The organism is Janthinobacterium sp. AD80, from assembly GCF_002878455.1.
Classification (GTDB): domain Bacteria; phylum Pseudomonadota; class Gammaproteobacteria; order Burkholderiales; family Burkholderiaceae_D; genus Janthinobacterium.
In genome coordinates this window covers 62,174-86,415 of sequence record NZ_NRDQ01000039.1, presented here as the reverse complement: position 1 = coordinate 86,415, position 24,242 = coordinate 62,174, and the positions used below count along the sequence as shown (strand labels likewise).

At 63.1% G+C, this 24,242-nt stretch carries 20 protein-coding genes; 11 read left to right on the top strand and 9 right to left on the bottom strand.

Going from position 1 to position 24,242, the window contains the following annotated elements:
• Nucleotides 1-6 precede the first annotated feature (6 nt).
• The 4 genes from JaAD80_RS09800 to JaAD80_RS09785 all read right to left on the bottom strand — a co-directional run bounded on the left by JaAD80_RS09800 (nt 7) and on the right by JaAD80_RS09785 (nt 4,797).
• Nucleotides 7-876 (bottom strand): carbohydrate ABC transporter permease, encoded by an 870-nt coding sequence (locus JaAD80_RS09800; protein WP_102293993.1) that lies wholly within the window; start codon nt 874-876, stop codon nt 7-9.
• Nucleotides 873-1,757 carry a carbohydrate ABC transporter permease gene (locus JaAD80_RS09795; protein ID WP_102293992.1) on the bottom strand — a complete coding sequence of 295 codons (885 nt, stop codon included), beginning with the start codon at nt 1,755-1,757 and terminating at the stop codon, nt 873-875. Before JaAD80_RS09795 ends, JaAD80_RS09800 begins: the two co-directional genes overlap by 4 nt.
• A gap of 137 nt (nt 1,758-1,894) precedes the next feature.
• Entirely contained in the window at nt 1,895-3,148 is a 1,254-nt protein-coding gene (locus JaAD80_RS09790) for an ABC transporter substrate-binding protein (protein ID WP_102293991.1), read from the bottom strand.
• 368 nt (nt 3,149-3,516) lie between these two features.
• Nucleotides 3,517-4,797, bottom strand: coding sequence for a carbohydrate porin (locus JaAD80_RS09785; RefSeq protein WP_102293990.1), 1,281 nt, complete (start codon nt 4,795-4,797; stop codon nt 3,517-3,519).
• Nucleotides 4,798-5,106: 309 nt separating this feature from the next.
• Here JaAD80_RS09785 and JaAD80_RS09780 point away from each other — a divergent pair, with 309 nt between their 5' ends.
• The 8 genes from JaAD80_RS09780 to JaAD80_RS09745 all read left to right on the top strand — a co-directional run bounded on the left by JaAD80_RS09780 (nt 5,107) and on the right by JaAD80_RS09745 (nt 15,095).
• Nucleotides 5,107-6,417, top strand: coding sequence for a sugar ABC transporter substrate-binding protein (locus JaAD80_RS09780; protein ID WP_102293989.1), 1,311 nt, complete (start codon nt 5,107-5,109; stop codon nt 6,415-6,417).
• A gap of 217 nt (nt 6,418-6,634) precedes the next feature.
• The gene (locus JaAD80_RS09775; RefSeq protein WP_102293988.1) at nt 6,635-7,495 is read left to right on the top strand and encodes a carbohydrate ABC transporter permease; all 861 of its coding nucleotides are present in this window, start codon (nt 6,635-6,637) and stop codon (nt 7,493-7,495) included.
• A 10-nt stretch (nt 7,496-7,505) separates the two neighbouring features.
• A complete protein-coding gene (locus tag JaAD80_RS09770) occupies nt 7,506-8,324 on the top strand; it encodes a carbohydrate ABC transporter permease (protein ID WP_071324500.1) in 819 nt (272 codons plus the stop codon).
• Between the two features lie 147 nt (nt 8,325-8,471).
• Entirely contained in the window at nt 8,472-9,521 is a 1,050-nt protein-coding gene (locus tag JaAD80_RS09765; protein ID WP_102293987.1) for an ABC transporter ATP-binding protein, read from the top strand.
• Complete coding sequence (locus tag JaAD80_RS09760) at nt 9,521-10,996, top strand: mannitol dehydrogenase family protein (protein WP_180979358.1); 1,476 nt, start codon at nt 9,521-9,523, stop codon at nt 10,994-10,996. Before JaAD80_RS09765 ends, JaAD80_RS09760 begins: the two co-directional genes overlap by 1 nt.
• 14 nt (nt 10,997-11,010) lie before the next feature.
• Nucleotides 11,011-11,928 (top strand): AraC family transcriptional regulator, encoded by a 918-nt coding sequence (locus tag JaAD80_RS09755; protein ID WP_102293986.1) that lies wholly within the window; start codon nt 11,011-11,013, stop codon nt 11,926-11,928.
• 57 nt (nt 11,929-11,985) lie between these two features.
• Nucleotides 11,986-12,942 (top strand): AraC family transcriptional regulator, encoded by a 957-nt coding sequence (locus JaAD80_RS09750; RefSeq protein WP_102293985.1) that lies wholly within the window; start codon nt 11,986-11,988, stop codon nt 12,940-12,942.
• A 101-nt stretch (nt 12,943-13,043) separates the two neighbouring features.
• A complete protein-coding gene (locus tag JaAD80_RS09745) occupies nt 13,044-15,095 on the top strand; it encodes an esterase-like activity of phytase family protein (protein WP_102293984.1) in 2,052 nt (683 codons plus the stop codon).
• Between the two features lie 163 nt (nt 15,096-15,258).
• On the opposite strand, the gene JaAD80_RS09740 is transcribed toward JaAD80_RS09745, so the two are convergent.
• Together JaAD80_RS09740 and JaAD80_RS09735 are read right to left on the bottom strand one after the other, a co-directional pair.
• A complete protein-coding gene (locus JaAD80_RS09740; RefSeq protein ID WP_102293983.1) occupies nt 15,259-17,343 on the bottom strand; it encodes a S9 family peptidase in 2,085 nt (694 codons plus the stop codon).
• A 117-nt stretch (nt 17,344-17,460) separates the two neighbouring features.
• Nucleotides 17,461-18,168 carry a glutathione S-transferase family protein gene (locus JaAD80_RS09735; RefSeq protein ID WP_102293982.1) on the bottom strand — a complete coding sequence of 236 codons (708 nt, stop codon included), beginning with the start codon at nt 18,166-18,168 and terminating at the stop codon, nt 17,461-17,463.
• Between the two features lie 115 nt (nt 18,169-18,283).
• Between JaAD80_RS09735 and JaAD80_RS09730 the strand changes: the two genes are divergently transcribed.
• From JaAD80_RS09730 to JaAD80_RS09720, 3 genes are all read left to right on the top strand, one after another.
• Nucleotides 18,284-18,637 (top strand): helix-turn-helix domain-containing protein, encoded by a 354-nt coding sequence (locus JaAD80_RS09730; protein WP_102293981.1) that lies wholly within the window; start codon nt 18,284-18,286, stop codon nt 18,635-18,637.
• Between the two features lie 73 nt (nt 18,638-18,710).
• Nucleotides 18,711-19,301 carry a hypothetical protein gene (locus tag JaAD80_RS09725; RefSeq protein WP_102293980.1) on the top strand — a complete coding sequence of 197 codons (591 nt, stop codon included), beginning with the start codon at nt 18,711-18,713 and terminating at the stop codon, nt 19,299-19,301.
• 246 nt (nt 19,302-19,547) lie between these two features.
• Complete coding sequence (locus tag JaAD80_RS09720) at nt 19,548-21,188, top strand: PAS domain-containing methyl-accepting chemotaxis protein (RefSeq protein ID WP_102293979.1); 1,641 nt, start codon at nt 19,548-19,550, stop codon at nt 21,186-21,188.
• On the opposite strand, the gene JaAD80_RS09715 is transcribed toward JaAD80_RS09720, so the two are convergent.
• The 3 genes from JaAD80_RS09715 to JaAD80_RS09705 form a co-directional block, all read right to left on the bottom strand.
• Nucleotides 21,160-22,008 carry a DUF2071 domain-containing protein gene (locus tag JaAD80_RS09715; RefSeq protein ID WP_102293978.1) on the bottom strand — a complete coding sequence of 283 codons (849 nt, stop codon included), beginning with the start codon at nt 22,006-22,008 and terminating at the stop codon, nt 21,160-21,162. The two genes, JaAD80_RS09720 and JaAD80_RS09715, sit on opposite strands and share 29 nt — an antisense overlap.
• A 170-nt stretch (nt 22,009-22,178) precedes the next feature.
• Nucleotides 22,179-22,961: a 3-hydroxybutyrate dehydrogenase gene (locus JaAD80_RS09710; RefSeq protein ID WP_102293977.1), complete on the bottom strand. Its 783-nt coding sequence runs from the start codon at nt 22,959-22,961 to the stop codon at nt 22,179-22,181.
• Between the two features lie 92 nt (nt 22,962-23,053).
• Nucleotides 23,054-24,148 carry an AraC family transcriptional regulator gene (locus JaAD80_RS09705; RefSeq protein WP_102293976.1) on the bottom strand — a complete coding sequence of 365 codons (1,095 nt, stop codon included), beginning with the start codon at nt 24,146-24,148 and terminating at the stop codon, nt 23,054-23,056.
• Nucleotides 24,149-24,242: the final 94 nt, after the last annotated feature.

Sequence of the window (24,242 nt, the reverse complement as noted above, 5' to 3'; positions counted from 1 at the left end):
CTTTCCTTAACCTTTGACTGCGCCTGCGGTCAGGCCGCGCACAAAATAACGGCCTGCGACCAGATAGACCAGCAGGGTCGGCAGCGCGGCAATCACCGCGGCGGCCATGTTGACGTTGTATTCCTTCACGCCCGTGGACGTGTTGACCAGGTTGTTCAAGCCCACCGTGATCGGCTGCGAATCGCCGCTGGCGAACACGATCCCGAACAGGAAGTCGTTCCAGATCTGCGTGAATTGCCAGATGATGCAGACGACGAAAATCGGACCCGAAATCGGCAGCACGATCTTGCGGAAGATCAGGAAGAAGCCGGCGCCGTCGATACGCGCCGCCTTGATCAGTTCTTCCGGCACGCCGATGTAGTAGTTACGGAAGAACAAAGTCGTGAAAGCCGTGCCGTACACCACGTGGACGAAGACCAGGCCGGCGGTCGTGTTGGCCAGGCCGAATTCGCCCAGCAAACGCGCCATTGGCAGGATCACCACCTGGAACGGGATGAAGCAGCCCACCAGCAAGGCGGCGAACAGCGCTTCGGAGCCGCGGAAACGCCAGTGCGCGAAGACATAGCCGTTGAAGGCGCCCAGGAAGGTCGAGATCAGCACGGCGGGAATCACCATCTTGATCGAGTTCCAGAAGAACGGCTGCATGCCGTCGCAGGTGACGCCGGTACAGGCCGACGACCAGGCCTTGGACCAGGAATCGAACTGCCACACGTGCGGCAGTGCCAGCAGGTTGCCGCTGCGGATCTCGTCGAGCGACTTGAACGACGTCGACAGGGTCACGTACAGCGGTACGATGTAATACACCGCGAACAGAATCAGCAGCAGGTATAAAACCACCCGTCCGAGGGTGAGGCGGTTGTTGCGTGTGTGTGTCATCTCATCGCCTTTGCGCTGCGCGTTTCCAGGTACATCAGCGGCACGAGCACGGCCACGATGGTGGCCAGCATCATCATTGCCGACGCCGAGCCCAGGCCCAGCTGGCCGCGGGTGAAGGAAAACTGGTACATGAAGATGGCCGGCACGGACGACGAGTTGCCAGGTCCGCCAGCCGTCAGTGCGATGACCAGGTCGAAGCTCTTGATGGCGATATGCGCGAGGATCAGCAGCACGCTGAAGAACACGGGCCGCATGGCGGGAATCACGATGCGCCAGTAGATCGTCGGCAGGGACGCGCCGTCGACTTGCGCCGCCTTGATGATTTCATCATCGATGCCGCGCAGGCCGGCCAGGAACAGGGCCATGACGAAGCCCGACGATTGCCATACGCCGGCGATCACCACCGTGTAGATGGCCATGTCGGAATTGACCAGCCAGTCGAAGGTAAACGAGGTCCAGCCCCAGTCATGCATGACTTTTTCCAGCCCCAGGCTGGGATTGAGCATCCATTTCCAGGCCGTGCCGGTGACGATGAAGGACAGTGCCATCGGATACAGGTAGATGGCGCGCAGCGCGCCTTCGGCGCGGATTTTCTGGTCCAGCAGGATCGCCAGGAACAGGCCGATGGCGATGCTGCAACCGATGAACAGGACACCGAAGATGCCGAGGTTCTTGAGCGAGGTCCACCAGCGCTCATTGTCGAACAGCTCGACGTATTGCACCAGGCCGGCGAACTCGTAGTTCGGCATCAGCCGCGATTCGGTCAGCGAGAGCCAACCGGTCAAAAAGATAAAACCATAGACGAAGATCAGGCTGGCGATGAGCGTGGGGCCCAGTACCATCTGTGGTATCCATCGGTCGAAATGCTTGCGTAAGGACATAGGACAGCCGTAGAAGTAGAACGGTGAGTGGCGCCGGCGTAACCGGCGACCGCCAAGCTGCAGCAAGGCGCCGCGCTGGCGCGCGCAGGGGAAGCTGCGACACGTTCCCTGCGCGCGCCAGCGGGCGCCCGTGCCGATTACTTCACTTTTGCCGCTTTGGCCAGTTCGGCAACCGCGTCTTTCGAGCTCATGTTGGTGTTCATGAACTTGGCGACGACGTCAAACACGGCGCCTTGCGTGGCCGATGGCAGCGCCATGCCGTGCGCGAACGATGGCAGCAGGCCGCCCGTCTTGTTGGTGGCGTCCATGTCTTCCATCGATTTCAGGGCGCAAGCGTCGAACTTGTCCTTCGATACGCCGGAACGCACAGGGATGGAACCCTTGTTCAGGTTAAAGATCGACTGGAACTTCGGATTCATGATGGCGTTGGCCAGGGCGATCTGCCCTTTCTTCGCATTCGCATCCTTTTGCGTGAACATGGCAAACGAATCGATGTTGAAGGTGTAGGCTTTTTCCGTGCCTGGCGCGGCGACGCACAGGTAGTCCTTGCCCGGCACTTTGCCGGCGGCCGTGAATTCGCCCTTGGCCCAGTCACCCATGAACTGGAAGCCGGCCTTGTTGTTGATGACCATGGCGGTCGCCAAATTCCAGTCGCGGCCGGCAGCATCCTTGTCGATGTAGGTCTTGACCTTGCCCAGGGTGTCGAACACCTTGATCATGGTCGGACCGGTCAATTCCTTCTGGTCCAGCTTGAGGATGGCTTTCTTGTAGAACTCCGTGCCGCCCACGCCCAGCGCGACGGATTCAAACACGGTGGCGTCCTGCCATGGCTGGCCGCCGTGGGCGATCGCGATGCCGCCCGATTTCTTGATCTTCTCGGCCGCTTCGAAGAAGGCAGGCCAGGTCGTTGGCGTGGTCGTCACGCCGGCTTTTTTCAGCACTTCCGGGTTGACCCACATCCAGTTGACGCGGTGGACGTTGACTGGCGCGGCAACGTAGTGGCCCTTGTATTTCATGATGTCTGCGACGACTTTCGGCAGCACGGCATCCCATTTGCCTGGAATGGCGGCATCATCGATATTCGCCAGCACGCCTTCCGCGCCCCACTCCTGGATCGACGGGCCCTTGATCTGGGCGGCCGTTGGCGGATTGCCGGAAATGACGCGGGTCTTCAGCGCGGTCGCGGCGTTTTCGCCAGCGCCACCAGCCACGGCGAAGTCTTTCCAGCCAAAGCCGCTTTCTTTCACGATTTGCTGCAACTGGCCCACGGACTTGGCTTCGCCGCCGGACGTCCAGTAGTGCAGCACTTCCACGTCGGTCGCGAATGCGCTGCCGGCGAATGCCAGGGTGGTCAATGCGGCCAGTTGGGTAATCTTGAATTTCAGTTTCATCTCCACATTCCTTTTTGATCAAGCTTTTAGGGGGCTTCGGCATACGGGGGCCGAAAAAGGTGAAATCTGCGCCTGTACCGGCGCTCTTGTGCTCAGACCCGCTTGCAAACGGGCATCATCTTGGTATAAAGACGGCGCCGTGATCCATGACATGACTACATTGCATTTATATCACGGGACGGCGCCAAAAACGCATCCGCGAAGGATGCGCCAGGTTGATCTGCACTTGGCAACATCAACACCGGACAAAACCGTCGCGAGCGGCAGCGGTGGGTGGCCGCCAGAGCAACCGTACTGGACAAGGGGGTACCCAGTCGGTGCGCATGGCCGGCCGCACACATGGCGCGCGACAGTTCAAGTCCCTGTGTTTAGAACCAGGTTTCTACTTGGAAACCATACGACGTGCCGCTGGTATTGTTGTTGTAGATCGGGCCGCCGTTGTTCGACGCATTGACCGAAGCGGTGGCCGCATCGTTCCATTTGCCGTACGTCACGAAAGCGCGCAGTTCGGGACGCGACCACAGGCCAGGGCCGGCCGAGATCGTCGGCGCGATGGTCAGCTTGGTCAGGCGCTTGGCCGGCAGGCCGCCCGCTTGCGTCACGCGGTCCGTGCCCAGCTCGCCCACCAGCTTGAAGTTGTTGGTGAACGCGTACACAGGGCGCACGCCTACCGAGGTCCAGGTCGAGGAACCGGTGGCGTTCGACTCGTCTTTTTGCCACAGGGCGACAAATTCCATGCCGAAGTTTTCCATCGGCTGGATCGCCATGTCATTGAAGACGCGCGTGCGCTTGCGGTCCGAACCGAAGGCCGTGTTGCCCGAAGCACCGAACTGGCCGTTGCCGTCGCCGCCGACACCTGGGCCGACGCCGTACTGCACGCCGAAGGTGTTGCCGCCGCCAAAGACCTTGCCTTGACGGTGGAAGGCCGACAGTTGCCAGCCGTTATGTTTCGGGCCGTAGATATCGGTATCCTTGCCTTCTGCCGTGATGATGGTGGCGGCCAGGTCCAGGGTACCGTTGGTGTTGACGGGAATTTCGCCGTAGATGAAGTTCTGGCGCACGGCCGAACGGGTGCCAAGGATGGCACCCGTGTTCGGATCGCGGGCATTGATGTCGTTATCCTTGAAGAAGGCATACGAGAATTTACCCGGGCCGACAGGAATGCGGTCCAGGCCGGCACCGGTACCATTCATGTTGATGTATTGCAGATCCAGCATGTGGATGTCGGGACGGTAGTAGAAACGTTTACCGACCCAGGCCGTGCCGCCGCCCAGGAAATCGAGTCCCTGTGCTTCGACGTAGGCTTTGACGATGCCCAGCTTGCGGTCGCCGAAATCGGAGTTCGGTGCATAGGCATTGACCCAGATGGTAGCCAGGTAGTTCACGCCGCCGGACTTGGCGATGGATTTGGTGTAGCCGAATTCCGTGTAGGCGTCGCACTCATTGCCCAGACGGTATTTCATGGTGTTGCCGCCCAGGCCGAAACAGCCTTGCGAACCGCCGTCGCCGGAGGTATTGCTGCCGGCGCCGGCGCGCAGGTAGCCGTGGAAGCCTTCAGCGTCGGAGGGGTACATCGGGTCGGCCATGGCGGACGTGCTGGCGATGGCCAGGAGCAGGGCAGGCAAAACTTTCAATGCAGTACGGTTCATGCGGTCTCCAGAAGAATGTAGGTGGTAGCGGTGGCGTCCGGAAGGGCAGCACCGCGCACGGTCTAATGCCGAAAACCAAGTCTAGCAGCGCATTTTTAACCACCCTGATACAAAACGAACAAGTCGCGATACTTTCTTTCAAAGTGTTGTTTTTACTCAATGTCGATACTCTCGCGCATAGCGGCCTTGCAAAAGAGTATTGAATTGCGGTTTTGGAGTATCAGAAAGTATCAAACTCCGGTGCTACATTGTGGTCGTGGTGCTAAGTATTCACGCATTGCCAACGACAAAAAACACTGGAGACACACAATGAAACGTACCGCCATTGCCGCGCTGTGCGCCGGCGCCTTCTGCTTCGCCTCGTCCGCCTTCGCCGCAACCGACCTGGTCATTGCCACCGTCAATAACGGCCACATGATCGAAATGCAAAAGCTCAGCAAGTTCTTCGAGCAAGCCAATCCCGACATCAAGCTCAAGTGGGTGACCCTGGAAGAGGGCGTCTTGCGCCAGCGCATGACGACCGATATTGCCACCAAGGGCGGCCAGTTCGACGTGATGACCATCGGCCTGTATGAAACGCCCATCTGGGGCAAGAAAAACTGGCTGATTCCCATCAAGCCGGACGCCAAGTACGATATCGACGATTTGCTGCCCGCCATCCGCGAAGGCCTGTCCGGCGACGGCAAGCTGTACGCGTCGCCGTTTTATGGCGAAAGCTCGATGATCATGTACCGGAGCGACCTGGTCAAAAAAGCGGGCGTGAGCATCGAAGACCGTCCCACCTGGAACCAGCTGCGCGACGTGGCGGCCAAGCTGCACGATCCGGCCAACGGCGTGTACGGCATCTGCCTGCGCGGCAAGCCGGGCTGGGGCGACAACATGGCGCTCATCACCACCATGGCCAATTCCTATGGCGGCCAGCTGTTCGACATGCAGTGGAAGCCGCAATTCACCAGCAAGCCGTGGAAGGACGCCGTCAATATGTACGTCGACCTGATGAAGAAATACGGCCCGCCGGGCGCGGCCGCCAACAGCTTCAATGAGAACCTGGCGCTGTTTAACCAGGGCAAGTGCGGCATCTGGATCGACGCGACGATCGCCGCCTCCTTCATCACCGATCCCAAGCAAAGCAAGGTGGCCGACAAGGTGGCGTTCGCCCAGTCGCCCGTGGGCGTGACGGAGCGGGGCGCCAACTGGCTGTGGATCTGGTCGCTGGCGATTCCCGCCAGCTCCAAGCATCCGAACGAAGCGCAACGCTTCATCAACTGGGCTACCTCGCCCGACTACGTGAAACTGGTGGCCAAGGAAACCAGCTGGGCCAACGTGCCGACGGGCACGCGCAAGTCCACGTATGCCAGCCCCGAGTTCCAGAAAGCGGCGAAATTCGCCGCCGCCGAGGGCAAGGCCCTGGCCACCACGCGCGCCGTGCAAAGCACCTTGCCGCCATCGCCGTACGTGGGCGTGCAATTTGCCTCCATCCCCGAATTCCAGGTCATCGGCGTGGCCGCCGGCCAGCAGATGGCGGCAGCGCTGCTGGGCAAGGTGACGGTGGACCAGGCGCTGGAGTTGTCGCAGCAGACGGCGGAGCGGGAGATGCGCAAGGGTGGGTACTACAAGTAGGAAGATAGCCTGACCAAACCTACTGCGCGTCGCGCTTTGCGGCCGGCGATGCTCACCGTACTACAGTACGGTTGCGCTTCTCGGCCACAAATCACTGCCGCTCGCTACGGTTTTTCCAGGCATCTTTGCTGTGCCGTTTGGTTTGTAAAACAGGTGACGTGACTGGCCTTGCTATTGCGCAAGATCACTCACTCACCTCACGCCCCAAGAGAACATTATGAAACGCATTATCCCCCGGACTTTGCTGACGCCGGCCGTGCTTGCCGTCTCCGTCATTTCCGTGATCCCGCTGCTGATCACCCTGTATTACTCGTTCGTGCGTTATTCCATGCTCGATCCGAGCGGCCATCCTTTCCATGGCCTGGCCAATTTCCACTTTTTCTTTACCGATGCCTCGTTTTTGCCGGCATTGCAGAATACTTTTACCCTGCTGTTTTCCGTCATGCTGATCACCGTGGTGCTGGGTACGGCGCTGGGCTTGCTGATCAATGAAGCGTTCCCGGGCCGCGCCATCGTGCGCGTGCTCCTGATTTCGCCGTTCCTCGTCATGCCGGCCGTGAATGCCCTGATGTGGAAGAACATGCTGCTCAACCCGATCTACGGCCTGTTCGCGCAGATCAGCATCTTTTTTGGCGCCACGCCCGTCGACTGGCTGTCGGCCCATCCGCTGTTTTCCATCATCATGATGGTCTCGTGGCAATGGCTGCCGTTTGCCTGCCTGATCTTCATGACGGCCCTGCAATCGATGGACCGCGAACAGCTGGAAGCGGCGCGCATGGATGGCGCCACCTATCTGCAGCAACTGCGCTACCTCTACATCCCCCACCTGGGCCGCGCCGTCTCGGTGGTGCTGATGATCGAGATGATCTTTTTGCTGTCGATCTTTGCGGAAATCTTTACCACCACGGGCGGCGGTCCCGGCTTCGACACGACCACCATCACCTTCATGATTTACCAGCAGGCACTGCTGTCCTACGACATTGGAGCGGCCTCGGCCGGCGCCCTGTTCGCCGTGCTCATCGCCAACATCGCCGCCTTCTTCCTGATGCGCGTCATCGGCAAGAACTTGTCGAAATAAGGAGACCTTGATGCATAGCAAACTCAATCTGTACGGCCGCACGGCCGCCGCCTGGCTGTTCGCGCTGCTGCTGTTCTTTCCCATCTTCTGGCTGGGCCTGATGGCCTTCAAGACGGAAGGGCAAGCGATATCCACGCCGCCGCTGCTGTTCTTCACGCCGACACTCGACAGCTTCCGCGAAGTACTGGCGCGCGACAATTACTTCGGCTACGCGTGGAACTCGTTGTTTACCAGCGTGGTCTCGACGGCCATCGGCCTCTTGATCGCCATTCCGGCCGCTTATTCGATGGCGTTTTTCCCCACGGGCGGCACCATCGGCTTGCTGAAGTTCATGCTCAGCTCGCGCTACATGCCCGGCGTGGGCGCCCTGATGCCGATCTATATCTGCTACCAGTATTTCGGCCTGCTCGATACGCGCATCGGCCTGACCATCATGTTCATGTTGATGAATCTGCCCATCATGATCTGGCTGCTGTACACCAGCATGAAGGAGCTGCCGCGCGAAATCCTCGAAGCGTCGCGCATGGATGGCGCCACCGTATGGGATGAATTCCGCCACGTCGTGCTGCCACTGTCCGTGGGCGGCATCGCTTCCACGGCGCTGGTGTGCATGGTGTGGTCGTGGAATGAATCGTTCTGGTCGCTGAACCTGGGCGCCTCCAACGCGGGCACCCTGGCCTGGCTCATCGCCTCGTATTCCAGCCCGGAAGGCCTGTTCTGGGCCAAATTGTCGGCCGCGTCGCTGATGGCCATCGCGCCCATCATGGCGCTGGGCTGGTTCTGCCAAAAGCAACTGGTCCAGGGCATGACCTTTGGCGCCGTCAAGTAAATGATGCCTCCATAAACCTACTGCGCGGCCCAATTTCTGCTCTCCGTTGCTCACTGTGCATCCGCACAGCTCCGCTACTCAAACCGAACTTGAACCGCTCGCTACGGTTTCTGAAAGCATCGAATACAATTTAAAAATGAGACTATCATGGCCTACCTTCAACTGAGCAATATCGAAAAATTCTTTGGCGAGCACCGCGCCATCAAGGGCATCGACCTGGAAATCCAGCAGGGCGAGTTCGTCGTCTTCGTGGGGCCGTCCGGCTGCGGCAAGTCGACCCTGCTGCGCCTGATCGCGGGCCTGGAACCGATCGACGGCGGCAAGCTGTCGCTCGACGGGCGCGACATCACGGCCCTGCCATCGTCCAAGCGCGACCTGGCGATGGTGTTCCAGTCGTATGCGCTGTACCCGCACATGACGGTGTTCCAGAACATGTCGTTCGCGCTGAAGCTGGCCGGTGTCGATCCGGCCATCATCCGCGAGAAAGTCGACAAGGCGGCCGCCATCCTCGATTTGGGCAAATACCTGGAGCGCACGCCGAAGGAACTGTCGGGCGGCCAGCGCCAGCGCGTGGCCATCGGCCGCGCCATCGTGCGCGACCCGAAAGTGTTCCTGTTCGACGAGCCGCTGTCGAACCTCGACGCGGCCCTGCGCGTGCAGACGCGCATCGAGATCGCCAAGCTGCACCGCGAGCTGGGCGCCACCACCATCTATGTCACGCATGACCAGGTCGAAGCGATGACCCTGGCCGACAGGGTGGTGGTGCTGCGCGACGGGCAGATCGAGCAGCATGGCTCGCCGCTGGAATTGTATGACCGTCCGGCCAACCGTTTTGTCGCGCAATTCATCGGCACGCCCAGCATGAACGTGGTGCCTGCCGACGCGGCGCCGCAGTTGCTGGCGCAGGCGGGCAGCGCGGCGCAGGCCGATGGCTTTGTCGGCATCCGCCCCGAACACGTGCACCTGGGCGCGGCGCAGCCGGGCAGCTTGCCCGTCACCGTCGACCTGGTGGAATCCTTGGGCGTGGAAACCCTGACCTATGTGCGCCTGCCGAACAATGTGCAGGTGGTTTCGCGCGGCGCGGAACGCAGCAGCCTGCAGCCGGGCCAGCAGACGCACCTGACGTTCGAACCGGGTTTCGTGCATTATTTTGACCGCGCCGGCAAGACCTACGCGGCGGCGAAAGGAGCGCTGTAATGGATGCCATCGCACTGAAACAGGCAAACCTGGCGCAGCTGCCGGACACCATCGCCGTGCCAGCGTATGCGCGGGAGTCGCTCGTGCCCGGTATCGTGCATATCGGCGTGGGCGGTTTTTACCGTGCCCACCAGGCGGTGTACCTGGATGATCTGCTGGCCCTGCCGGGGAATGCCGAGTGGGGTTATTGCGGCGTGGGCTTGCTGGCACACGACGCGGCCATGCGCGACGCCATGCGCTCGCAGGACGGCTTGTACACGGTGGTCGAGCGCAGCGCGGCGGGCGACTTTGCGCGCGTCATCGGCTGCGTGGGCGACTATCTGTATGCGCCCGACGATCCGCAAGCCGTGCTGGAAAAACTGGCCGATCCTGGCACGCGCATCGTTTCGCTGACCATCACGGAAGGCGGCTATTACGTCAACCAGGGCACGGGCGAATTCGACGCACAACACCCCGATATCGTCCATGAACTGGCGCATCCCGACGCACCGCGCTGCTCGTTCGGCTACCTGGCCGCCGCGCTGGCCCTGCGCCACCAGCGGGGCTTGCCGCCATTTACCATCATGTCTTGCGATAACCTGCAAAACAATGGCGACGTGACGCGCAAGATGCTGCTGGCCTTTGTCGCCCTGCGCGATTTGGAACTGGCGCGCTGGCTGGCTGCGCACTGCAGCTTCCCCAACAGCATGGTCGACCGCATCACGCCAGCCACCACGGATGAACACCGGGCGCTGGTGCGCGATACGTTCGGCATCGTCGACGCCTGGCCCGTCGTGTGCGAGCCGTTCCGCCAATGGGTGATCGAGGATGAATTCCCGCAGGGCCGGCCGGCCTGGGAGAAAGTGGGCGCGCAGATGACGCACGACGTGCTGCCATATGAAAAGATGAAGCTGCGCCTGCTCAACGCCAGCCACCAGGCCCTGTGCTATATCGGCATGCAGCTCGGTTACACCTACGCGCACGAAGCGATGAGCGACGCCGGTATTCGCGCGCTGGTGCGGCGCTTGATGGATGACGAGGTCACGCCGCTGCTGGACGAAGTGGAAGGCATCGACCTGGCCAGCTATAAAGATACCCTGATTGAGCGCTTTTCGAATCCGGCCGTGCGCGACCAGCTGGCGCGCATCGGCACGGAGGGTTCCGCGCGCATCCCGAAATTCGTGCTGCCCTCCGTGCGCGAAGCGCTGGCTCAGGGCGGCGCCATCAAGCTGCTGGCCTTCACGGTGGCGTGCTGGTTCCGCTACCTGGAAGGTCACGACGAGCAGGGGCGCGACATGCCGCTGAACGATCCGTACGCGGCGCGCCTGCGCGCGCTGGCGCTGCAGGGCGGCGCCGATGCCACGGCGCTGCTGTCTCTGCGCGAGCTGTTCGGCGACCTGAGCGACGCGCCCGCATTCACGCAGGCGGTGGGCGAGGCGCTGGCCAGCCTGTATGGACTGGGCGCGCGCGCGGCGCTCGAACAGCGCGTGGCCTGACAGGGGAGGGCGCCATGCAACGCAAGGCCGAATATCCACAGCCGCAGATGGAGCTGGAACAGCAGCGCGACGCCACGCCCGGTTTCGAGCCGAAAGGCAGTTTCGGTTTCATCCGCTACCTGGAGCACGGCTTTCCGAATTCGCTGGTACGCTGGCATTACCACGACGAGTACGAGCTGCACCTGATCGTCGAGAGCAGCGGCAAGGTGTTTGTCGGCGACTATATCGGCCAGTTCACGCCCGGCCATCTGGTGCTGACAGGGCCGCGCGTGCCGCACAACTGGGTCTCGCTCGACACGCCGCCCGAAGGCGTGGCGCTGCGCGACATGGTGATCCAGTTTTCGCATCCGCCGCTGGCCTCGATGGCGGCCGTCATCCCGGAATTGAAAGGCATTTTTCCGCTGCTGCAGCGCGCCTTGCACGGCGTGGAATTTTTCGGCGTCAGCGAACAGTCGCTGCGTCGCTTCCAGCGCATCCGCGACAGCAACGGCCTGCCACGCTTCATCGAGTTTCTGACCTTGCTGGGCGAGCTGGCGCAGACCAGCGACTACCAGCTGCTGTCGACGGTGCCCATGCAGTCGAGCGACGACGACGTGGCCCTGGCGCGCATCAGTTCAGCCATCAACTTCATCGTGCACAATTACAGCAGCCAGTTCTCGCTGAAACAGCTGGCCGAGCAGGTGGACATGCCGGAGCGGACCTTTTCGCGCTTTTTCCGCAGCGCCACCGGCAACAGCTTCACGGATTTCGTCAACCGCCTGCGCATCAACAAGGCGTGCCAGCTGCTGATGGAGACGGAGAGGTATGTGAGCAACATCTGCTACGAGGCGGGTTTTAATAACGTGGCCAATTTCAACCGGCGCTTCCTGGAACTGAAAGGCATGACGCCGAAGGAGTTCCGCCAGCAGGCGCTGGGCCGCTTTGGCGAATAATGGAAATTGGGGTACATTGGACGGCAAAGGCGGGAGACAGCCTGCAAAGAGACGAACATGGAACACACATGGCAGAACGGCTACCGTGACAGCGAGCGCAAGGCGCCCGAGCTGGAACGCGAAAGCTACGACGGCATCATCAATTACCTGGAACACGGCTATCCCAGCTCGCGCGTGCGCTGGCACTGCCACGAGGAATACGAGCTGCACCTGATTGTCGCCACCAGCGGGCGGCTGTTCGTCGGCGACTACATCGGCGAATTCTCGCCCGGCCACCTGGTGCTGACAGGGCCGCGCCTGCCGCACAACTGGATCTCGAACGTCATGCCGGAAGGCGGCGTGGCCCTGCGCGACATGATCGTGCAATTCGCCCACGCGCCGCTGGCCGGCGCCGCGCGCGTCATCCCGGAATTGCGCGAACTGCTGCCGCTGCTCGAGCGTTCCAGCTATGGCGTGGAGTTTTTCGGCATGGGGGCCGAGGCGGAGCAGCACCTGGCGCGCATCCGCGCCACGCATGGCGCCGAACGCTTCGCCGCATTTGTGCAGCTGATGAGCAAACTCGCGCGCACGGCCAACTACCGCCTGCTGTCGAGCGCGTCCCTGCGTTCCTACGACGATGACGCCACCCTGGCCAAGGTCAATTCCGTCCTCAACTACATCACGGAGAATTACCGCGAACCGATTTCGGCGGAAATGCTGGCCGAGCAGGTGGGCATGTCGCTGAGTAAATTCTCGCGCTTCTTCCGCAAGGCGACGGGCAACAGTTTTACGGACTTCATCAGCCGCCTGCGCATCAACAAGGCGTGCCAGCTGCTGATGGACACGGATCAATACGTGTCGAACGTCTGCTATGACGTGGGCTTCCAGAACGTGGCCAATTTCAACCGCCGCTTCCTGCAGGTGAAGGGCGTCACGCCGAAGGAATTCCGGCGCCAGGCCGATGGCCGTTTCGGCGGCATCGGCGGCCCGGAACGCCTGGATGTTGCCTCAGCAACACATTTTTCAACGACTTGATCTATGTTGCTTATTTGAAACTACTTGTTAAACTGTAACGCGCTTGTCACTTTTGCCAGATACACTCCTCGCATTTGACCATCCCAAACCCGAGGAAGCTGATGAACCGTGTCTTGAAACCGATCCCGAAATTGTCCGTACTTGCCATCGCCGCCGGACTGGCCCTGGCCGCCTGCGGCGGCAGCGACAGCCATGATGAACCGGCCAAGCCGGTGGCACTGACGGGCGTGTTCCTCGACGGCGCGGTGGAAGGCCTCGATTACGTGGCGGGCAGCGCGGCCAAGGCCAGCACCAATGCCAAGGGCGAATTCACCTGCACGCCAGGCGATACGCTGACCTTCAGCGTGGGCGGCCTGGCGCTGGGCACTTCGCAGTGCGGCACCCTGATCACGCCGCTGGCGCTGGCCGCCACGGCCAATGTGCAGGACGACAAGGTCGTCAACCGCCTGCTGGCGCTGCAACTGCTCGACGACGACAGCGACCCGTCGAACGGCATCAAGCTCACGGCCGAAGTCAAGGCGGCGCTGGCCGGCAAGACCCTGGACTTCAATGCGGCTCCGGCCACCTTCAACACGGCGCTGGCCGCGCACCTGGCGGCGCTGGGCGGTAAATTCGCCGGCCGCACGGTCGATGCGGAGCGCCGCGCCCTGGTGCGCGAGCATTTCGAAGACACGCTGGCGTCGAAAATCGGCGCGCCCGTCAACGAAGCGCTGACGCAGGCCAACCCGGTCGGCGAAGTGAAAGTCACCGTGACGCGCTACCAGATCCAGGCGGCCGATAAATTCTACGTGCCGTACGAAGGCGCGAACGCGAAAATCAAGGGCGAATTCCCGAACGGCTTCCTGCCGTCGTACGGCTCGGGCCTGGCCTACAAGGGCAAGAACGCGGCGGGCGACCTGGAATTCTATGGTCTGACGGACCGCGGCCCGAACGGCGATGGCCCGCTGGTGCCCGACCCGGCGGGCAAGGGCACGATCGGCAGCAAGATTTTTCCATCACCGAGTTTTACGCCATCGTTCGGCGTGATCACCGTGGGCAAGGGCGGCGCCGTGCTGGCCTCGTCGACGCCGATCAAGGTGTCGGCCACCGTCAACAGTTCGGGCTTGCCCGTGCCCGTGGGCGCGGTCGGCAATTCGGCCGAGATTCCCGTCATGGATGCGATGAAGTTCGACGCCGCTGGCAAGGCTGTCTTCAATGCGGGCGGCCTCGATTCGGAAGCCATCGTTGTTGACGCCAAGCGCAATGCGCTGTGGGTCTCCGATGAATACGGTCCTTTCATTGTCAAGATCGATGCGGCCACCGGCATCATCCAGGCCAAGTACGAACCGGGCAAGGGCTTGCCGGCGCTGTTCGCCAAGCGCCGCGCCAACCGCGGCATGGAAGGCATGACGCTGGACGCCAGCAACGACAAGCTGTACGCCTTTTTGCAAAGCCCCCTGAGCGATGGCACGGCCATGTATTCGGTCACCAAGAAGGCCGAGCAGGTAGAGCGCTTCGCCCGCTTCACGCGCTGGATCGAATTTGACCCAACGACAGGCACGAGCGGCAAGATGTATGCGTATCCGCTGGACGCGGCCGACTACCAGGATGGCCGCACGGGCAATGCCAAGCTGGGCGACATGGTAGCGCTGGGCGGCGGCAAGTTCCTCGTCATCGAGCAGGGCGCCGCGCCATCGGGCAAGGTGTTCAACAAGCTGATGCTGGTGGAACTGAAGTCTGCCACGGATATCGCGGCCGCCGCCTTCAACGCCACCACCTCGGACCTGGAAAAAAGCAGCATGGGCGGCGTGGCCGTCAACGGCGCTGACTGGGCCGCCGTCACGCCGCTGAAGAAAACCCTGCTGCTTGACTTGAACGCCATCGGCTGGGCGGCGGAAAAGGCCGAAGGCCTGACCCTGATCGACGAGTCCACCATCGCGCTGGCCAACGACAATGACTTCGGCCTGAAAACCAAGGTGTATGACGCCGCTGGCGTGGAAGTGAAGGATGCCGACGTGACCAAGTGCACGGTCGACGCGAACGGCGCCATCGTTACCAGCAGCGCGGCCGGCTGCAACGCCGCCAACACCATCCGCGTGGCGCGCGGCGACGACCGCGAGCGTCCTAGCCGCTTGTGGATCGTGAAGTTCGCCAAGGCGCTTAATACGTATTGAGCGAGGGTAGTGGTGATGTCGGATTACGCGCCGCTGTGCGGCGCTAATCCGACCTACATGACAAAAAGCCGCGCGGTGCAGAAATGCAGCGCGCGGCTTTTTTACGTAGGTCGGATTAGGCGGGGCCGCCGAGACCGAAGGCCGTAATCCGACATGTATCCGCTTACTTCTTCGTGTAGGTATTCAACCAATCCAAAACGGTGTGATGCCACAGCAGCGAATTGGCTGGCTTCAGCACCCAGTGGTTCTCGTCCGGGAAGACCAGCAGCTTGCTCGGGATGCCCTGGCGCTGCAGCGCCGTGAAGGTGCCCAGGCCTTGCGTGGTCGGGATGCGGAAATCGAGGTCGCCCTGGACCACCAGCATTGGCGTCTTCCAGTTCTTCACGTAGTTCACGGGATTGAACTGTTCGTACTTGGCCGGCGCGTCGTAGTAGGTGCCGCCGTTTTCCCACTCGGTGAACCACAGTTCTTCCGTCGCGTAAGCCATGCCGCGGTTGTCGAACACGCCATCGTGGTTGACCAGGCACTTGAAGCCTTCCGGCCAGTTGCCGGCGATCCAGTTCATCATGTAGCCGCCGTAGGAGGCACCCAGCGCGCAGCTGCGTTCGCGGTCCAGCCAGGCGAACTTCTTGGTGGCCGCTTCCAGGCCTTTTTGCAGGTCGACCAGCGGCTTGCCGCCCCAGTCGCCGCTGATGGAGTCCGTGAACTTCTGGCCATAGCCGGTCGAACCGTGGAAGTCGATGAAGACGGTGGCGTAGCCGGCGCCCGCATACACCTGCGGATTCCAGCGGTAGCTCCAGCTGTTGCCGAAGCTGCCTTGCGGGCCGCCGTGGACTAAAAAGGCGATCGGATACTTTTCGCCGGCCTTGGCATTCCATGGCTTCATCACGTGGCCATACACGGTGGCGCCATCGGCGCCGGCAAACGAGAACTGCTCGTACTCGCCGAAACGCACGTCAGCCAGGGCCGCCGCATTCTGTTTCGTCAGCTGCACCATCGGCGCCGTTTCCGACCTGGCGTCGAGCTTGCGCGTGTACAGCTGCGCGCCCGACGTCAGGCTCGCTTGCGCCAGCACGATGGTGTTGCCGCGCACGTCGAATCCAGCCACGGCGCCCTTGCCCGTCAGGGCGGTGACCTTGCCGCTGGCCGCGTCGATGTTGAACAAGCGGTGCTGGCCCACGTCGTCGGCCGTCACCAGGAAGGCCTTGCCGTCCGGCGTCCAGCGGAAGTCGGACACGGAACGGTCCCAGTCATCGGCGACGGTGCGCTTCTTGCCGGTGGCGACATCCATCAGCACCAGGTGGAAACGGTCCGCCTCGAAGCCGGGGCGGGTCATGGCGACATAGGCCAGGGTGCGACCGTCCGGCGAGTAGGTCGCTTTCGCATCCCAGGCGGGATTGTCGCTGGTCAGATTGCGCGGCGCCTGGCCGCCGGTGGCGGGTATCGTGTAGACGTCGAAGTTGGTCGACCACGATTCCGTGCGGCCGGCCACGCGCACGGAAAAGGCCACGCTCTTGCCGTCCGGGCTGAAGTTGTATTCGCTGTTGTCGCCGAACGGCTTCGATGGCGCATCGCCATTCAGGGTGCCGCTCAGGCTGACGGGTGTGGCGCTGACCTTGCCGGTGGCGTCGATGGGCGCCGAGTACAGCGCATTGCGGCGGCCGTCGGCCCAGGTATCCCAGTGGCGCACGAACATTTCATCGTAGACCATGCCGGTGGCCTTGTTCCTGGCTTTTTCATCGAGGCGCTTCTTCGTGCAGGCGATGTCCGCGCAATCGAGGAAGACGCCCATGCTGAAGGCCAGGCGGTCGCCCTGCGGCGACAGACGGTAGGTGTCGACGTCCAGCGCCAGGTCGGTGACCTTGGCCGCTTCGCCGCCGTTCAGGGGCAGCTGCCACACTTGCGAGGAACCGGAACGGCCGGACAGGAAGTAGATGGCGTCGCCGTTCGGCGACCATTGCGGGTCGCTGGCGCTGGCATCGCCGCGCGTGAGCTGGCGTGGCGCCGCGTTCGGCGCGCGCAGGTCGATCATCCACAGCTGCGTGTTGCCGCGGTTTTTATCCAGGTTGGTGGTGCGCACCGTGTAGACGACGCGCGTGGCGTCCGGCGACAGCACGGGGCTGCCCACGCGCTCCATGGCAACCATGTCTTCGACGGTGAAACCGCGCGGCGCGGCCAATGCCGGCACGGCGGCAGTGGTGGCCATGGCGGCACTGAATGCTCCCAAGAGCAGCAGACGTAAACTCATTCAAACTCCCAATGTTATTGCGACGTTGTCGATGTGGTATGAACGTGGCCGGCTGTACCGCCGGCAGGCCGACATCATAGCAATAAAGATGGGGCTGCTGCGGGAGTTGACCGCCGGTTAGCCGGCCGGCACTGCCAGTTGGTCGAGCGCCACGTGGCCGCGGAAGCCGCCCTGGCTGGCCGCCGGCAAGCCGTTTTCGATGGCGTGGGCGAAGCGGATGCCGGGGTCCTGTTCCAGTGCCGCCAGCAGGCGCGCCACGTCGGGATAGTCGCGAAGCTGCGCCAGCTGCAGTGGTTCGGCCCAGCGCGCCGTGGCCGCCAGATAAGCGTCGGCGATGCCCGGCGCCGTGTCCGAGGCCAGCCAGGCGCGTCCCATCAGCAGGCGCTCCAGGTGCGCCAGGCATTTATTTACCTTCTCGATGGCCATCTCGCGCCAGACGGCGGCGCGTGCATCGTTGTCTGCCGCGCGCGCGGCCTGGAAGGCGGGCATGAAGGCCGCGTGAAAGCTCGTGTGCAGGAACGACAGGACGCTGTTCAGGCGGTCGTATTCCGGCGTGCCCTGCATGAAACCCAGGCTGCTGCCTGGCGCGCGGGCCGCGATATGCAGCAGGATCGCCATGCTTTCCAGCAGCGGCGCGCCCGTGTGCGTGAGCAGGGCCGGCGTCTGGCTCAGGGGATTGATGGCGAGAAAGGCCGGATGCTGCTTGCTGGCCGGGTCGCGCGCTTCCACGCGTGCCAGGTGAAACGGCAAGCCGCTCCATTCGAGTGCGGCGATGGCGGCAAACGAGCAGCCGAAGGGCACGCTGTAGATCAGGGTGGTTTCCATGCTGGACTTCCGTATGAGCTGAGGGAAGGGCACTCTAGCCGCTATGGTTACTATTTGGAAGAAGGCAGAATAATGTGGTATAGGTACATTTTTTATACCATGTCGAAGGCGTACCATGAAAGACAATGTCTCCGGCTGTGCCGTGGAAGAAGCCATGCGCCTGCTGGGCGGGCGCTGGAGAGTCGTGCTGCTCAGCTACCTGATGGCGGGGCCGAAGCGTTTCAGCGAAATCCGCCGCGCCGTGCCGAACATTTCGCAGCGCATGCTGACCCTGGACTTGCGCGCGCTGGAAGACGCGGGCTTGCTCACGCGCACCGTCTACGCGCAAGTGCCCGTGAAGGTGGAATACCGGCTGACGGACGAGGGGCTGCGCCTGCGCGAACTGGTCGAGATGCTGCGGGCCATCGGCTTGCGCCTGCGGGGTCAGGCGGACGCGGGTGGCGCCTTTCTCGCGCCCGATGCCGGCTAGATGTCTCTACAGAAACAACTGTTTTTATGTAAAGTGCTAGACTGCCGACCTTTGATCACTGCCCCTACTTGCCATGCGCCTGACTTCCCTCGCCCTGTCCGCCTCCGTCCTGTTCGCCACCCTGCCTGCGCACGCCGCTACCATGCCGACGCTGGAGCAAATCCACGCCGCCGTGCAGGCGGGCGTGGCCAAGACTCAGGCGAGGACCCAATCGCCGATGCCGTTCGCCATCAAGGTCACCAGTCTGGCCGGCTGCCAGGATTCGCAGGAAGTGGCGGGCGAGGTGGTATGCCTGGTGAGCATGAGCGCCGGCATGCGCGACGGTTTTACCGTGCTGCCGCTGCGTAACGAGAACGGTACCTGGGTCGGCGTCGAGCGCAAGCACGCCAAATTCGCGGGACCGTCGCCAGCCGAGGCGCAAGCGATGATACGCGCGTGGGCCAAGGAAGAAGTGGCGCGCGACCCGGAAGCGGCCAAGGACGTGCAGATGCAGGAAGCGCAGTCCACCATGCAGGTGAAAGCCATCAACGAGTGCGACGTCAAGCGCAAGACGGGCTACCTGGCATGCAATACGGAACTGAGCGTGCCGAGCCGCCCGGACGGCATCAAGACGGAACTGAGCTTCATGCTCGAGAACGGCGGCTGGCGCTACGTGCCCCGCTAAACCCTGACGTGTTTCTCGCCGGGACAGCCACGCTGTCCCGGCGCTGCGTTCACCACCTTCCCGCGGCCACACGGCCTCTGCAATATTTGCAGATTCGCAAGGCAATTTCGCCCGTAAAAATTGCCCATATAAATTAATAATTCAATATTAAAATTAATGTAACGGTGCAGGCTGCCGCCGGCTTCCCGCCGTCCGGCATTTGCCCGCTTCCCCGTGCCCGCAAGGGCGACAGCCAAGGATCCGACCATGCGACTTAATCTTCCCGTCAGCGATACCGAGATCAATCTGAGCGATACCGAGACCATTGTCTCGACTACCGACTTGCAAGGCAATATCACGTATGCGAATCCATATTTCATCGCCGTCAGCGGTTATAGCGCGGAGGAACTGATCGGCGCGCCGCAAAATATCCTGCGCCACCCGGACATGCCGGTCGAAGCGTTCGCCGATTTCTGGGCCACCATCCGCTCGGGCCGCTCGTGGAGCGGCATGGTGAAGAACCGCTGCAAGAATGGCGATTACTACTGGGTGCTGGCGAACGTCACGCCCGTGGTGGAAGATGGCGTGGCCGTCGGCTACATGTCCGTGCGCACCAAGCCCACGCGCCAGCAGGTGGCGCAGGCGTCTGCCCTGTACGCGCGCATCAAGGCGGGGCAGGCCGATGGCGTCGTCATCAGCCAGGGCGCGGCCGTGCGCACGGGCTGGCTGGCGCGTGTCGCGGCGCTGCGCGACCTGGCGCTGGCCAGGCGCATCGGCTGGAACCTGGGCTTGCTGACCCTGGTGTTGCTGCTGCAGCTGGCGTGGAACGCGGGCGTGCTGCCGGCCGCCGCTCACGGCTGGCTGACGGGCCTGTCCGTGCTGGCCGTGCTGACGACCCTGTATTTCTGGTACAGCCTGCACCGCGCCGTGCTGCAGCCGCTGCGCCAGGCGCGCCAGGCCTGCGACGTGATGGCGGGCGGCGACCTGACGGGCGAACTCGATACGACGCGGCGCGACGAGATGGGCCAGCTGCTGCGCTCCCTGCGCCAGCTACGCGTGAATCTGCATTCCATCGTTGGCGACGTGCGCGGCAACTTCCTGCGCATCAGCACGGCCAGCCAGGAAATTGCCGCCGGCAATATGGACTTGTCGGGCCGCACGGAAGCGCAGGCTTCGGCCCTGCAGCAGACGGCGTCGAGCATGGAGCAGCTGGCCGCGACGGTGCAGCAAAACAGCGGCAATGCCATACAGGCCAGCGACATGGCGGGCAAGGTGCACGGCCTGGCCGGGCGCGGCGGCGAGATCGTCGGCCAGGTGGTCACGATGATGGCGGAAATTAACGCCTCATCGAAGAAGATCGGCGACATCACGGGCATCATCGAAGGCATCGCCTTCCAGACGAATATCCTTGCCTTGAACGCGGCCGTCGAAGCGGCGCGCGCGGGCGACCAGGGCCGCGGCTTTGCCGTGGTGGCGGGCGAAGTGCGCAGCCTGGCCCAGCGCAGCGCCTCGGCCGCCACGGAAATCAAGCAGTTGATCACGGCGTCGCTGGCGCAGGTGCAGGCGGGCGCGAAGCTGGCGGAGCAGGCGGGCGCCAGCAGCGCGGAAATGCTGGGCGCCGTGCAGGGCGTGCACGGCATCATGGAAGAGATCGCTTCAGCTTCGCGCGAGCAAAGCCATGGCATCGGTCAAGTGAATATGGCCGTCACGCAGATGGATGAAGTGACGCAGCAGAATGCTGCGCTGGTGGAGGAATCGGCTGCCGCTTCCGCCTCGCTGCAAGACCAGACCTTGCAGCTGGAGCAGGCGATGGCCCTGTTCAAGCTGGAACGGCGGCGCGGCGGCCCTGTGCCTGTGCGGCTGGGCGAGCGCCGCCGTGCTACAGCAGGCGCTCTGACAGCGCCTTGAAGGCGACCCCGGGTACGAGAAAGGCGAACGGCGTGGACAGGGGCGGCAATTGCGCCAGCAAGCCGCACTGCGCGTGCGACGCTGCCAGCGCTTGCACCTGATCCAGGTTGACGGGCAGGTCGATCTCGCCGAAGACCAGCTTGCCGTTGCGCGGCACGTGGGCGATGGCCGCATCCTGGCAGGCGAGGAATGCGACGGCGTCGCGCCAGTTGCCGAAGAGCGCTTGCCAATCCGCATCGAGGACCTGTTCCGCAACGATGTCCGTCTGCACGTCCAGCGATGGCGCGCTGCCGGCGCCGGGTGCAATCGCACAGCGTGCCTGCGTGGCGGACACGTCCAGCGTCATGCCGGCGGCCAGGTGTGTCGGCAGGATATCGCTGAACAGGCGCGTGCCCAGCGCGTGCGGCAGGCTGTCCATGATATTTTTCAAAAAATACACGCAGGGCACGGCGGGCGCGCCTGGCGGCGTGTGGTGCAGATACAAGCGCCAGTTGCTTTGCAGCGGAGACGGCAGGAGCCGGCGCAGCGGACCCGGCAGCGCCGGGCCGAAATGCCCGTGGCGGTAGGTCAGCACCGTGAATGGGGTCTTGCCATCGCGCTGCCACAGAACCACGCCGGCCGGCAGCAAGCGCTGCGCGGCAGCGGCGTCCACCAGCCAGCTCACGTACACGACATCGCGCACGTCGCTATGCAGGGTCAGGAAGGGCAGGCGGGACAGGATGGCCTGGCGCACGTTGGCAAGGCGCGTGCAGTTGGCGAGCGCGGCAAAGAGTCGCCCCGGCCAGCCCGCGCGCGGGTGGCGGTAAGTGTTGTCGTGCAATGGAAAAGCTTTCGGAAATGGAACGGAGGAGATAGGCCTACGCTGCAACGTCCGTCCACATCATCGCGAGCGGCAGCGATGTGGGGCCGAGACGCGCAGCTGTGCTGGAGCACAGCGGGCATCGCAGGCCGCACAGAGTGCCGCGCAGCCGATGTGGGCGGGCGTGACTATTATTGCATGTGCCAGCCGTGGCTGACGACGATCGACTGGCCGCTCAGGGCCGTCGACGGGAACGCCGCCAGGAACACGGCCGTTTGCGCCACGTCCTGCGTGGTGGTGAATTCGCCGTCGATGGTGTCTTTCAGCATGACTTTCTTGATGACGTCTTCCTCGCTGATGTTCAGCTGGGCCGCCTGTTCGGGGATTTGCTTGTCGACCAGCGGCGTGCGCACGAAGCCGGGACAGATGACGTTGGCGCGGATGCCGTCCTTTGCGCCTTCCTTGGCCACCACCTTGGCCAGGCCCAGCAAGCCGTGCTTGGCGGCCACGTAGGCGCTCTTGAACGGCGAGCCTTCGTGCGAGTGCACGGAACCCATGTAGATGATGGCGCCGCCGCGGCCCGCCTTGATCATTTCGCGCATGCAGGCGCGCGTGGTGAGGAAGGCGCCGTCCATGTGAATGGCCAGCATCTTTTTCCATTGATCGAACGGGTAGTCGACGACGGGGCTGATGATCTGGATGCCCGCGTTGCTGATCAGGATATCGATGCCGCCGAAGTGGGCCGCCGCATCCGCCACGCCCTTGTCGACTTGCGCTTCGCTGGAGACATCCATGGCGACGGCAAACGCCTGGCCGCCCGACTGCTTGATTTCCTCGGCCGTCTTGCTGGCCGCTTCCAGGGCCAGGTCGGCGATGACGACCTTGGCGCCTTGTTTTGCGTATTCAATAGCCATTTCCTTGCCGATACCACTGGCGGCGCCGGTAATCAGTGCGACTTTGTCTTTGAGTTGCATATTAATCCTTTGCATTGCGGGTTGGAGTGATCATGGAAAACCTGACTATGCCAGTATAGCCAGAAAACGTGCCGTGCATGCCCCGCGCGCGCCTAGGGAACTTGCTGCCCGTCAAGCCGCCGCTCAAGCATTTGCTGCAGGCGCCAGGCGCCGGGATTGGTGCCGGCCCAGGTGCGGAACGCGTGGTTGAACGCGCTTTGCTCCTGGTAGCCGAGCAGGAAGGCAATGTCGACCAGCGACAGCTCCGGCTGGCGCAGGTAGTCGCGCGCCAGGCCAAAGCGGACCTGGTCCAGCACGGCCTGGAAACTGGTGCCGGCGTCGGCCAGCTTGCGCTGCAGGGTGCGCGGCGTGACGGCCAGGGCGGCGGCGATGGTGGCCAGCTTGGCCGCACCGTGGCGCAGGCCGGCCACGATGGCCGAGCGCACTTGCGCTTCGATGCCGCGCGCGCCATCGGCGTGCATTTCGCCATGGCGCTGCGCCAGCAGCTGTTCCGCATGCCGGCACAGCACCGGGTACAGGCTGACGTCGGCGTTGGGCACGGGCCAGTCCAGCAGGCGCGCATCGAAGGTGGCCGCGTTGGCGCCCGCGTTGAAGGCCGGCAGGCTGCCCAGCACGCGCACATATTCGTCGCGGTGCGCCGCGTGGCGCAGCAGCTCTCCGCCGCCATCGTGGCTGAACGCCAGCTGGGCCGGCGGCAGCGGCATGCCGGCCAGCCAGTCGCCGCACACCTTGACACCGGCAAAGACGCTGTCGACCAGGTGGCGGCTGGCGCCCGGGAAGTTGCTGGCCCAGCGGTAATGCGCGATGGCGCCGTCGCGCTGCAGGGTGGAGCGGCCCAGGTCGTGCGCCAGCCGTTCATAGCGGGCCGTCTGTTCCAGCGCCTGGCCAAAATCCTTGCAACTGAGCAAAATCAAGCCATACGCGCTGTAGGTGCCCATGCGCGCGCGCTGGCCCACGTGCAGGCCGAAATGCGCGTCGCCCGCCAGCCGCGCGCCCGCGTCGAGCAGGCGCACGTAATCGCGCGCGGCCAGGGTGGCCGCCGGCGCTTCCAGGCTGTGCGGCAGCACGCCCGCCGCCTGCGCCAGGGTAGCGCAGGCGATGCCATGCGCGCTGGCCGCTTCCAGCAGCGGCTGCAGATAGGCGATGGCCACCCGGCCTTCCGCGTGGCGGCCGTCAGTGCCTGGCATGATGGAACAATACGATTGTCATGAAAAACCAATACCCGTGGTCTGTGGCGGCATATGCTATTGATCTGGCAAGAGATCAGCAAGAACAGTATAG